The sequence below is a fragment of the Pseudomonas oryzicola genome, assembly GCF_014269185.2.
GTDB lineage: Bacteria > Pseudomonadota > Gammaproteobacteria > Pseudomonadales > Pseudomonadaceae > Aquipseudomonas > Aquipseudomonas oryzicola.
Map to the genome: position 1 here is coordinate 3,031,534 of NZ_JABWRZ020000001.1, position 12,159 is coordinate 3,043,692.

Annotated in this window: 9 protein-coding genes; 1 reads left to right on the top strand and 8 read right to left on the bottom strand. The window is 65.5% G+C overall.

Features of this window, described 5'->3' with window-relative positions:
- Positions 1 to 110: 110 nt before the first annotated feature.
- The 5 genes from HU760_RS13975 to peaA all read right to left on the bottom strand — a co-directional run bounded on the left by HU760_RS13975 (position 111) and on the right by peaA (position 6,427).
- Entirely contained in the window at positions 111 to 1,784 is a 1,674-nt protein-coding gene (locus tag HU760_RS13975) for a fatty acid CoA ligase family protein (protein ID WP_186676756.1), read from the bottom strand.
- Between the two features lie 118 nt (positions 1,785 to 1,902).
- Positions 1,903 to 3,024 (bottom strand): quinohemoprotein amine dehydrogenase subunit beta, encoded by a 1,122-nt coding sequence (gene peaD / locus HU760_RS13980; RefSeq protein ID WP_186676755.1) that lies wholly within the window; start codon positions 3,022 to 3,024, stop codon positions 1,903 to 1,905.
- 32 nt (positions 3,025 to 3,056) lie between these two features.
- Complete coding sequence (qhpC, locus tag HU760_RS13985; RefSeq protein ID WP_186676745.1) at positions 3,057 to 3,380, bottom strand: quinohemoprotein amine dehydrogenase subunit gamma; 324 nt, start codon at positions 3,378 to 3,380, stop codon at positions 3,057 to 3,059.
- A 1-nt stretch (position 3,381) separates the two neighbouring features.
- The gene (peaB, locus tag HU760_RS13990; RefSeq protein ID WP_186676740.1) at positions 3,382 to 4,812 is read right to left on the bottom strand and encodes a quinohemoprotein amine dehydrogenase maturation protein; all 1,431 of its coding nucleotides are present in this window, start codon (positions 4,810 to 4,812) and stop codon (positions 3,382 to 3,384) included.
- Positions 4,813 to 4,861: 49 nt separating this feature from the next.
- Positions 4,862 to 6,427, bottom strand: coding sequence for a quinohemoprotein amine dehydrogenase subunit alpha (peaA, locus tag HU760_RS13995; RefSeq protein WP_186676728.1), 1,566 nt, complete (start codon positions 6,425 to 6,427; stop codon positions 4,862 to 4,864).
- Positions 6,428 to 6,852: 425 nt separating this feature from the next.
- Between peaA and HU760_RS14000 the strand changes: the two genes are divergently transcribed.
- The gene (locus tag HU760_RS14000; protein ID WP_186676718.1) at positions 6,853 to 8,346 is read left to right on the top strand and encodes an aldehyde dehydrogenase family protein; all 1,494 of its coding nucleotides are present in this window, start codon (positions 6,853 to 6,855) and stop codon (positions 8,344 to 8,346) included.
- A 126-nt stretch (positions 8,347 to 8,472) separates the two neighbouring features.
- Here HU760_RS14000 and qhpG read toward each other — a convergent pair whose 3' ends face one another.
- From qhpG to HU760_RS14015, 3 genes are read right to left on the bottom strand one after another with little or no spacing between them, the layout of a single operon-like run.
- Entirely contained in the window at positions 8,473 to 9,765 is a 1,293-nt protein-coding gene (qhpG, locus tag HU760_RS14005; protein WP_186676715.1) for a flavin-dependent monooxygenase QhpG, read from the bottom strand.
- Entirely contained in the window at positions 9,758 to 10,435 is a 678-nt protein-coding gene (gene qhpE, locus HU760_RS14010; RefSeq protein WP_186676714.1) for a subtilisin-like serine protease QhpE, read from the bottom strand. The genes qhpG and qhpE overlap by 8 nt, the downstream gene beginning before the upstream one ends.
- A complete protein-coding gene (locus tag HU760_RS14015; RefSeq protein ID WP_186676713.1) occupies positions 10,425 to 12,158 on the bottom strand; it encodes an ABC transporter ATP-binding protein in 1,734 nt (577 codons plus the stop codon). The genes qhpE and HU760_RS14015 overlap by 11 nt, the downstream gene beginning before the upstream one ends.
- Position 12,159: the final 1 nt, after the last annotated feature.

Genomic DNA, 12,159 nt, shown 5'->3' on the forward strand with positions numbered 1-12,159 from the left:
CCATGATCTAGTCAAACCTCAACCTCCCACAGGTACTGCACTGGCCTAAAGGCCAGTGCAGTACCTGTGGGAGCGGGCGTGCCCGCGAAGAGGCCAGCACAGGCGACACATCACCCGGCAGGCATCTCCTCGACACTTATCTCGCGCATGCGGAACTTCTGCACCTTGCCAGTCACCGTCATCGGGAACTCATCGACAAAGCGGAAGTACCGGGGCACCTTGAAGTGCGCTATCCGCGCCCTCGCCCACTCACGCAGCTCATCCTCACTGGCGGTATGCCCCGGGTGCAGCCGCACCCAGGCCACGATCTCCTCGCCGTACTTGCTGCAGGGCACGCCGATCACCTGCACATCGGCCACCGCCGGGTGGGTAAAGAAGAACTCTTCCAGCTCGCGCGGGTAGATGTTTTCGCCGCCACGAATGATCATGTCCTTGCTGCGCCCGACGATGCGCACATAGCCCTGCTCGTCCATCACCGCCAGGTCGCCGGTGTGCATCCAGCCTTCACCATCAATGCTTTCTGCGGTGGCCTTGGGGTTGTTCCAGTAACCGAGCATCACGCTGTAGCCACGGGTACACAGCTCGCCTATCTCGCCACGCGGCACGGTGTTGCCGTCAGCGTCGACCACCTTGTTCTCCAGCCGTGGCTGGGTACGGCCGACACTGGTCACCCGGCGCTCCAGGTCATCGTCCGGCCCGGTCTGCAATGACACCGGGCTGGTCTCGGTCATGCCATAGGCAATCTGCACTTCGGCCATGTGCATCTCGCCGATCACCCGGCGCATCACCTCGATCGGGCAGGTGGCACCGGCCATGATCCCGGTGCGCAGGCTCGACAGGTCGAATTCCGCACGTTGCGGGTGGTCCAGCTCGGCGATGAACATGGTCGGCACGCCATACAGCGCGGTCGCCTTTTCCTCTGACACAGCGCGTAGCGTGGCCAGTGGGTCGAAGGCATCGTTGGGGTAGATCAGTGTGCTGCCGTGGGTCATGCAGCCGAGGTTAGCCATGACCATGCCAAAGCAGTGGTACAGCGGCACCGGCACCACCAGCCGGTCATGCTCGGTCAGGCCCAGGCTTTCACCGACCATGTAGCCGTTGTTGAGGATGTTGCTGTGGCTCAGGGTGGCGCCTTTCGGGAAACCGGTGGTGCCCGAGGTGTACTGGATATTGATCGGGTCGTCGCAGCGCAGCTGTGCCTGGCGCTCGGCCAAGGCTTCGCGGCTGACAGCCGTGGCACGAGCCTGCAGCTCGTGCCAGGCGAGAAAGCCCGGCGGTGGCGCGGCAGCCAGGCTGACAACACCGCGCAACTCGGGGAAGCGTTCGCAGATCAGGGCGCCCGGCTGGTCGCTGGCCAGGCCCGGAACCAGGCCCAGCAGCATGGCGTGGTAATCGGAAGTCTTGAACGCATCGGCGCAGATCACCCAGCGGCAGCCGGACTGGCCGAGGGCGTAGTCCAGCTCGCTGGAGCGGTAGGCCGGGTTGATGTTGACCAGGATCGCGCCAACCTTGGCACTGGCGAACTGGGTGATGCACCATTCGGCGCAGTTGGGTGCCCAGATGCCCAGGCGGTCGCCGGGTTGCACGCCCAGGGCCATCAGGGCGCGGGCGTGCTGGTCAACTGCAGCGGCCAGTTGGCGCCAGGTGTAGCGCAGGGCCTGGTGGCGGACTACCAAGGCTTCGCGATCGGGGAAGCGGGCGACGGTGGCGTCGAAGGCATCGCCGATGCATTGGCTGAGCAAGGGCTTTTCCGGGTCGCCCTGGGAGTAGCTTGGCTGGGGCATGGGTATTCTCTTGTTGTTCTTGTGTTGGTTGTACCGGCCCTATCGCGGATAAATCCGCTCCTACAGAATCACCTCAACCTGTAGGAGCGGATTTATCTGCGATGAAGCCAACACCTGCTTAGCGGATGAACACCTGCGGCGTCGTGGTCGACATGTCACCACCCGGCAACTTGATGTTCTTCACTTTCTCCAGCGTATCCGGGTTGAACACCGCCAGGTCGTTGAAGGTGCCGCCCAGGTACAGTTTGTCGCCCTTCTTGTCGAACGTGACGCAGTAATAGGTGTGCTCCAGATTAGCCGCCTTGATCAGCTTGCGCTGCTTGAGGTCGTACTTGGCCAGGCGGTTGAGTACGCCGTAGATCTGGTTCGGGTCTTTTGGCGAACGCAGCCCGGTGAAGTACAGCTCGGTCAGGTCGGCGAATTCCTGGGTGTGGGTCCTGCCGGTCTTCAGGTCGACGCTCAGGTAGCCATACAGCAGCTCGGCAGTGGCCGGGTCCTGCTTGTCATCCTTGAACCTGGCAATGGTGTACAGCATCGAGAACTCATGGCGCGGGCTCTGGTGCGGCCAGAAATACAGCACGTCCGGGGCGCTGTAGCCTTTGCGGTTCCAGTTGCGCAGCGGCAAGGCCACCGTGTACTTGCCGGTCTTCACGTCCATCTTGTAGATGTCCGGCCCGGCGACGTACAGGCTGCCATCGTCCGCCGCACGCATCAGGTACACCTGGCGCGGCATCGGGAAGGTGCGCACCGGCTTGGCCTCCAGGCCATCGGCGGTGCTGAACACCTCCAGCCGTGGTGGCTTGACCACGTAGTGGTCGTTCAGCCGCTGGGTCGGGTTGACCGTGGCGTACACCTCCTTGCCGTCCGGGCTGATGGCGAACGAGTACATCGACCGCCCCACCTCTCCCGGCACACTGGACAGGTTGGCGTGGAAGGTGTTCCTGCAGGTGTCCAGGTCGATGCCGTAGATGTCACCGTAGTGGTTGTTGAGCACGTAGGCGGTGCGGTTGTCCGGCGCCATCATCGCGGTGCCTGGGCCGAACTTGTCGGGCATCACGCAGCTCTTGTACACCGTGTCGCTGGCCACATCGACCACGTGCAAGTTGTTCGGGTAGTTGGTCACGATCATGTATTCGTGGCCAGCCTTCAGCGCCGGCCCGGTGTCGGCGGCCTGTACCAGCCCGGCACAGGCCGTGGCGGCGATGGTGAGCGCGAGTGACGCGCAGCGTCCAGCTTTCATGCGGTTTCCCCTTGTCATTCTTGTTGGGCCGGTCACTTGTCTTTCGGGAACACGGTGCCGAGGTTGCGCCAGTCTTGCGCCGAGTTGCTCGCCTGGGCATTCCAGTCCTGGTAGGTGCTCATCATGTCCGGCACCTGGGCCGGCCACCAGCAAGGGTCGGAGCAGCCATACAGGTCGGCCTCCATCGGCTGGCACAGCGAGCTCACGCCACCAAAGGCGTCCACTTCCCAGCCCGGGTCGGTGGTGGCGGTGCAGCCCGCCACCGCACTCATGGCCATGACTTCTTCGACGCGGTCTTCGGCGGCGGCCTGTTCGAGGATGCGCGCCTTGTTGTTCAGGGGCTTCAAGTGCTTCATGTCAGTGCGCCTTCCGCGGAGTGATGTAGCGATCGATGAAGGCCGGGTTGGCGGCCATGATGCGGCTGTAGACTTCGATGCCGAAGTCGACCCAGTCGCGCATCAGTTCGCAATAGTGGTAGGTCGGGTGCTGCGGGTCGCCATAGCGGGCATAGCTTTCGTGGTAGCAGCCGCCGGAGCACAGGTTGCGGATGCGACAGCTGTCACAGCCGGTGTTGCTGCGGTCCAGGCGCTGCGACAGGAAGTCGTTGAGGTGCGCCTGCTTCACGCCCTGGTGCACATTGCCGAAGGTCGGCAGGCTGGAACCGGTGAAGCGGTGGCACAGGTTCAGCTCACCCTCGTGGTCCACGGCCAGCATCTTCAGCCCGGCGCCGCACGGCAGGGCCTTCTTGTGGCCTTCGTGGATGTCGGTGATCAGCTGGTGCAGGTTGGAGAAGCCGATGTTGCGGTGCTCCAGCGCAGCCTCAAGGTAACGCCGGCCCAGCGCCTTCATGTTGGCGAACACCTGCACCAACTCTTCGCCGCGGAGGTTGAAGTTGGCCATGTCGCCGGAGGTGACCGGGGCAAAGCCGACTTCAGCGAAGCCCAGCTCGTTGAACAGGTGGTTCCAGATGGTCTCGACGTCGGTGATGCCACGGGTCAGCGTGACCCGCGCGCCCACCGGGCGGCTGTGGTAGCGCGACAGCAGCATGTCGACCTTGCGCCGCACCACGTCATAGGTGCCCTGCCCGCCCACGGTGATGCGGTTGCGGTCGTGAACGGTCTTGGGGCCATCGATGCTGACCGACAGGCCGAAGCGGTGGGCGTCGAGCCAGTCGACGATCTCTTCGGTGAGCAAGGTGGCATTGGTGGTCATGATGAACTCCACCTGCTTGCCCGCCTCGGCGAAGCGCCGCTCGCAGTAGGCGACCATGTGCTCGATCAGTGGCCGGTTGGACAGCGGCTCGCCACCGAAGAACACCACGCTGTAGCGCTGCTCGTCGGGCGACTCCTTGAGCAGCATCTCCACCGAAGCCTCGGCGGTGGCGGTACTCATCTTCCTGCCTGCGGACGGCTTGTCCAGATCTTCCTTGTAGCAGTAGGTGCAACTGAGGTTGCAGCCGGTGTTGACGTTGAGCACTACAGTGTTCAGCGCAGTGCGCTCGACCTGCTTGAGGGCGATTTCCGGGGTCAGCGGCGAGCCGTCGCTGACCAGCTCCAGCGCGATCAGCTCGCGCAGGGTGTCCTGGATATCGCCGCCGGCAAACTGCTGGCCAAGGCGCTGCATCAGCTCTTCGGCCGAGCAGCCTTGCTGGCGCAGGGTGTCGATGATGCCGGCGGTCACCGCATCGGCGGTGAACAGCGAACTGCTGGGGATATGGAACAGCATGCGGTCGGCATCGACCTGCACTTCATGCAGGTTGCGTTCGACCAGGTTCAGTAGTGCGCCCATGGCGACCTCCCGATAATCGATCCGTTGGAAAACCGTAAGCCCCCTGCCGTTACGGCAGCGGCGGGTTGTTCCAGCGCTGTACGGTGACGATCATGTGCCCTTCGCCGGTCTGGCCACCGTCGGCCAGGGTGGCGATGACCTTCAGGTTGCCGGCGTTGTTGGTCATCATCTTGCGCGCCGGGTTGGGGCCGGCGCCGCCGGGCACGAACACACCATCGGCCTGCATTTGCCCGGCGAACTTGACGTCTTCGTCCTCGACCGCTCGCTCGTTGAACGGCTCGACCTTCCAGCTGGCCGGCAAGTAGCCGATGCGCAGTGGCTGGCCGTTGGCGTCCTTGCCCCAGGCTTCGGCCTCGAAGCGGCCCTGCACCTTGCGCACCGAGGCGCCGTTTTCGCCGATACGGGCGATGGAGAACGCCGGCACCACTTTCACTTCATCGACTTTGTCGTACACCGCCAGGTTGACGCCCTTGAGCGCCCCCAAGGCGACTTCGCGCTGGCCTGGCTTGGCATCGGCTGCGGCGCGGGCTTTCACCCGTACCAGGGTCGGGGTCTGCTCCAGCACTTCGGTCACTTCCACGCCAGCGCCCAGCTCCGGTTTACCGGCCAGGCCGCTGCCGACCAGGGTGATCTCGCTTTCGCCACCGGCCTTGATGAATGCCGGTTGTACCGCCAGCAGGCGCGCCTTGCCCTCCTTCACTGCGGTGAAGTCCAGGCCACGCTCGTCGTGCTCGGCCTCGAACATGCGGCCTTTCATTTCGCCATCCAGCGCGGCGAACACCTGGCGCAGGTTGGCGTCGCCGACCTTGACGTTGCCACGCCACTCATAGCCGTTGTAGAGGATCGCCGAACCGCTGCCATTGAACGGCGTGCCGTCGGCATAAGCGCCTTTGACCTCGACCTTGAAGGTGTCGCCCTGGTCAGGCGTGACGCTCATCACCCCGCGCACATCGCCCTTGGCCAGCATGTGGCCGCTGAACGCCCACTGGCCCGGCAGCGCATCGGCCTTGGGCCTGGCCTTCTGCCATTCGGCCCACGCCGCGCTTTCCAGCGGGTAGCGCTTGGCCAGGTCGGGCACCACCTGCTGCAGGGCGATCGGCAGCCAGTCGCGGTCACGCGCCTGGGCCTGGTATTCGAGGGATGGCCATTGGCCGAGGTGGAAGTTGACCAGGTGTTCCCATTCCTTGGCCGGGCGCCGCTGCAAGGCAACACGGGCACCCGAGTGGCAACGGCCACAGGTTTCGCTGAGTTGGGTATCGAACTGCTCGACGGTATTCAGCCGGCGCTCCATGGCGTAACGCACACCATCGGTCTCGCTGGGCGCCAGGCCCTGCTTGTCGGCGAGGTATTTGACCAGGGTGCGGCGGTCGTCGTCGCTGATCTGCAGGCCGTGCATCACCTGCATGCGCGCAATGCTCATCAGCCAGCCTTCCGGTGTTTTACGCTGATGGCTGATACGGCTGTAGCTATCGTTGCCTTCGGGGATATGGCACCCCATGCACTTGTTCTGCAACAGGCTCGGGCCCTGCTCGGCCGCCATGGCCTGGGTGCTCAGCAGCGCGGCGGCGACCAGCGCCAGTTTGCCCGCATGCCGCCGGAGTCGAGTCGTCTTCAAGGTCAGACCTCCACGGTTGTTGTTCTTATCGTTTTCGCACGCTTTGGAACAGCAGGTGTGCATGTGACGGTTGCGATACAGGAACTGTGCCAGATGTTATGAAAGTGTTTTCTTTCAACCTGTTAGCCGGTTTTCGGGCGCTTGATGCCAGCAGCGATGGCCAACTGCAGCGTGCCATTTCGCGACAGCGTGTGTCAGGTTGAGACAGGACCGCTACGCAGGCCACTCGCCGGCAAGGACTGGCCAGGGAGGCCACTGTTGCAACACCGTCTCACAGCGTCTCAATGTGTAACAGCGCCACCTTGCAATCCCAGCCTTGCTCGCAGACAAAACCCAACGCCTTCAACGCTTTACCGGCACTTGCCCAGCTTGGCACGGCCATTGCGCCTCTGCCTGTCACATCCAATGACAAGAGGCACAGCCCAATGCTTTCCGAACTGCCCATCCTGCCCGCCACCCGCGCCTTTCTCGAACGCAAGCTGAAGATGCGCATCGGCGCCGACTGGCAGGATGCCGCCAGCGGTCGCACCCTGTCGTTCCGCAACCCCGCCACTGGTGAGGTACTGGGTGAAGTGCCCGCCGCCGACGCCGAAGATGTCGACCGGGCCGTGCGCGCCGCGCGCCAGGCCTTCGACGATTCGCCGTGGAGCCGCCTGCGCCCACGCGAACGGCAGAACCTGCTGTGGCGCCTGGCCGACCTGATGGAACGCGACGCCCGCCAGCTGGCCGAACTGGAATGCCTGAACAACGGCAAGAGCGCCGCCGTGGCCCAAGTGATGGACGTGCAGCTGGCCATCGATTTTCTGCGCTACATGGCCGGCTGGGCCACCAAGATCGAGGGTAGCACCGTCGAACCCTCGCTGCCGTTGCTGCCCAACGAGCAGTTCCACGGTTTTGTTCGCCGCGAAGCAGTCGGCGTGGTCGGCGCCATCGTCGCCTGGAACTTCCCGTTGCTGCTGGCCTGCTGGAAGCTCGGCCCGGCCCTGGCTAGCGGTTGCACCGTCGTGCTCAAGCCCGCGGACGAAACACCGCTGAGCGTGCTCAAGCTGGCCGAACTGGTGGACGAAGCCGGCTACCCGGCTGGCGTGTTCAACGTGGTTACCGGCACCGGCCTGAACGCCGGCGCCGCGCTCAGCCGCCACCCCGGCGTGGACAAGTTGACCTTCACCGGCTCCACCGAAGTTGGCAAGCTGATCGGCAAGGCGGCCATGGACAACATGACCCGTGTCACCCTGGAACTTGGCGGCAAGTCGCCGACCATCGTCATGCCCGATGCCAACCTGCAGGAGGCGGCTGCCGGTGCCGCCACGGCGATCTTCTTCAACCAGGGCCAGGTGTGCTGCGCAGGCTCCCGACTGTATGTACACCGCAAGCACTTCGACAATGTGGTAGCTGACATCGCCGGCATCGCCAATGGCATGAAACTCGGCAGCGGCCTGGACCCGGCGGTGCAGATGGGGCCGTTGATCTCGGCCAAGCAGCAGGACCGCGTCACCGGCTACATCGAGCTTGGCCGCGAACTGGGCGCGACCATCGCCTGTGGCGGCGAAGGTTTCGGGCCGGGCTATTTCGTCAAGCCAACGGTGATCGTCGACGTCGACCAGCGTCACCGCCTGGTACAGGAAGAAATCTTCGGGCCAGTGCTGGTGGCGATGCCGTTCGACGACATCGACGAAGTGGTCGGCCTGGCCAATGACAACCCCTATGGGCTGGGCGCGAGCATCTGGTCGAACGACCTGGCCGCCGTGCACCGGATGATCCCACGTATCAAGTCGGGGTCGGTGTGGGTCAACTGCCACAGCGCGCTGGACCCGGCCCTGCCGTTTGGTGGCTACAAGATGTCCGGTGTCGGCCGCGAGATGGGCGCGGCGGCCATCGAGCACTACACCGAGCTGAAGTCGGTGCTGATCAAGCTCTGACGACGCCCCTGGTCTGGCCCTGGCGCCAGCAAGCCAGCTCCACAGGTAAACCACTGCTCTCGCAGCCTGTGCTGCCCCGGTGGGGCTGGCTTAACGGTGATCGGGGCGCAACACGGCCGCGGATTTTCAGCGATAGCCCTGCTCGGCCAGCCAACGCCGCAACGTCATCTGCTGCCCTACCGGGCGACCGTTCAAGATTGCCTGGAGTGGCCGGCCAGCCTGCAACGCCCGCACGACTGGCGCCAACTCCAGCCCCTGCAAATGCCACACCCCCAACGGCTGATCCGCCGTCACCACCACCTCGGCCTCGTCCACCCAGCCATCGCGCAACACCGGCCGCCGCTCAACCCTGAGCGCCTGCCAGTCTGCCGCCACATGCAACGCTTGCCCATCCGGCCATGCCTGGCGTCGGTCCCAGAACGGCTGCCCCATCCGAGTCTGTTCCTGGCCATAGAAATCCCGCCCGATCCTGGCAAAGCGCAAGAACAGCTGTTCGACCCGCTGCTGGTGAAATTGCCGCGCCAATGCAGCCCGCTCGGGCCGGCACAGCAACGTATTGATCACCACCGGCGCCTGCAACGCCGAAGACAGCGACTGGAATATGCCGTTGCCCGACAACGGGTCAACGGCCATTGCGGCATCGCCCACCCGTATCCAGTCCGGCCCGACGCATTCGCCGGCCAGAATTGCCGTACTACTGCGCGCATGCACCTGCGCCGGCGCCAATGCCTGGGCGTCGAACAGCTCTGCGACCAGAGCGCTGCGCGCCCGCCGCGCTGCACAGTACGCTGCCAACCCGGCCTTGCCCGGCAGGCCGGCGGCGTCCAGGGTGACCTGCCAGTAGCAGCGGCCATCTTCCAGTCGCGCCATCCACGCCCAGCCATCCGCCACGCTCTCCACCGCCGATGCTGGCGTACCCGGGCTGCCCTGCCAGACATTGAGCAGGCTGACCGTCTCCGGCCCGCGCAGGCGGTCAGCCGTCAAAGGCGCCTGACGGCCGCGGGCCTCCACCAGGAAATCGGCCAGCAATACTTGCCCGTCGTCCACACGCACCTGATGAACGCCGTCGTGCGAGACGTCACGCACGCGCCCCTCGACCACGCTTGCGCCCGCCTGCTGGAGATCGTCGCGCAGCGCCCGATCAAACCGTTGCCGGTCGAGCAGGAATTCCTGGTTCAGCTGCAGTTGCCGGGCGTTCCACTGCACCCGTCGCGTGGCCGGCATGGCCGCCTGGCCCAGGGCAGCGCCAAGGCCAGCGTGACGCAGCCCCTCCAGCACTCGTTGTGAAACCCCTTCGACCGCCGCGAAGCGCCGCCACTCGGACACCACCGTGACCGGGTAGCCCAGGCGCCGCAAGCCAATCGCCGTGGCCGCCCCAGCCGGGCCTGCGCCCAGCACCACGATGCGCGGTTCAGGCATGCCCGCCCCCCCGTCGCTCGGGGCCGACAAACGCCGCGTGCTGGCGCAACCAGTCACGGACCTGCTGGCGGCCCATGCCAGGCTCCTCACGCAGCAACGCGGCGACCCGGCCGCTCAGCGCCGCGCATCCCAGGCTCGCACCGGCCCTGCCACCCGCCCCCACATAGCCGCCGAAGTCTGCCTGTCGGCTGCCAAGCCACGACCATTGGCCTGGCGCGCAGCGGGCATCGCCGGTGACCCGAATCACCCCCGGGTAACTGGCCGGATACACCGGCCCACCTTGTGCCGGGCTGGACGCACACAGCAGCACGCCGGCGGCAATGGCTTCGGCACACGCCTGGTGCAGCACGGGCCGGTCCTGCTGCAGGCCAAGGCTGAGGTTGACCAACCTGGCCCCCGCCTCTACCAGCCATAGCAGCGCGGCCGCGACCTGCAACGCACTGGTACTGGCCTGGCCACTGAAGACCTGGGCCACCAGCACCGGCACCGACCCGGCCTCACGCTGCAAGGCATCCAGTACCGCGCCCCCGTGCCCGAGCGGGTCGGGCAATGTTGCACCTTCGCGCAACTGGCCATCCTCCAGCCAGAAGCGTCGCGCCCGCAGCAGCGCGCTGGCCTGCTCCGGCGAGCAGCCGCTGTCGATGATGCCGACGCACAGATCAGTGCCCATGGGTGAGCACCTCCCGGGGCAACACCTGCAGTTGGCCATCATGCAACTGCAGGTGCAGGTCGGCATCGGCCAGGGTCGAAGCGCGGTGGCTTATCAGGATCCGCGTGCGGCCGGCGAACAACTGGTCGATAGCCGCGATCACTTCGCGCTCGGTAGCTTCGTCCACCGCCGACGTGGCCTCGTCCAGCACCAGGATCGCCGGCGCCTGTAGCACCGCGCGAGCAATGGCGATGCGTTGCTTCTGGCCGCCGGACAATTGCTGGCCACGCTCACCGAGCAGGCCGTCCAGGCCCAGCGGCAAGCTTTCGACCAGGCTGTCCAGCCGGGCCAGGCGCACGACCCGCTCAAGCTCTGCGCGGGTGGCCTCGGGCATGCCGTAGGCCAGGTTCTGCGCCAGGCTGCCACGGAACAGCACGATGTCCTGGCTGACCACGGCGATGCGCCGGCGCAATGCGACCAGGTCCAGCTCGCGCAGGTCGGTGCCGTCGAGCAGGATGCGCCCGGCATCCGGGTCGTAGAAGCGCTGCAACAGATCGATCAAGGTCGACTTGCCGACCCCCGAGGCACCGCTGATGGCCACTTTCAGGCCACCGGCCACACACAGCTGTACATTGTTCAGCACCGCGCCCTGGCGCCCTTCATGAGCGAAGCTCAGCGCCTCCAGGCGCAGCTCGCCCGGGCCAGCAGGCATCGGCTGCGGGTTGGCCGGCGAGCGTACGGTTACGGCCTGCTGCTTGAGTTCCATTACCCGCCCCAGGCTCACGGCCATGCGCTGCACCGCCACGTACAGGCCCAGCAGGCTCTGCACCGGCCCGACCGCCATGCCCATGTAGGTGGAAAAAGCGATCAGCGCACCTAGCTGCCAGGTGCCCTGGATCACCCACCAGCCGCCGACCAGGAACGCGCAGGCGCGACACCAGGAGGTCAGCGTACCGGGGATGGCCTGGGTGAAGAACTCGGTCACCTGTACCTTGAGCAACTGACGCATGTAGCCCTGGCCCAGCTGGTCCAGGCGCCCGGCCTCGCGCTCCTGCTGGCCGGCCGCCTGGATGAACTTCATCGCCGGCAAGGTTTCCACCAGGAACGCCGACACATCCGCCGAACGTTCGCGCAGGTTGCGCACTTCATGCTCGACCTTGCGCCGCATCCAGCGCAGCCACAGCACTTCGATCGGCACCAGCAGCGCCAGCAGCAGCGACAACTGCCACGACAGCATCAGCATCAACGCCAACGCGCCCACCAGGCCAATCACCGCGGACACCGCCGAGAACAGTGAATCCACGGCAAAGCGCTGGATCTCCGCCACGTCACCATCCAGCCGCGACAGCAGGTCGCCGATACGTCGCCGGCCATAGAACGTTGGCGACAATTGCTGCAGGTGCCGATACAGGTCATCGCGCAGGGCAAACAGGATGCGCCCCGACAAGCGCGTGTGCAGATAGCGGTTGACCCCGGCCAGCACAGTGCCCAGCAGCCCGGCAGCGATCATGATCGCCGCCATGTGCCACAGCGTCTGGTAGTCCTTGGCCAGCAAGCCCTCGTCGATCAGCGTCTTGACCAGCCAGGGTTGCGCCAGGGCCAGCAGCGAGGCGCCCAGCGACAAGCCGAGCAACAAACCGATGGCACGCCGATGCGGGCGCACGAAACCGTACAACCAGGCCAACGCCTGGCGCATGAGAACCGGGTCGCTGGACTCCACCAGCCGGGCAAACAGGCTGCCCATG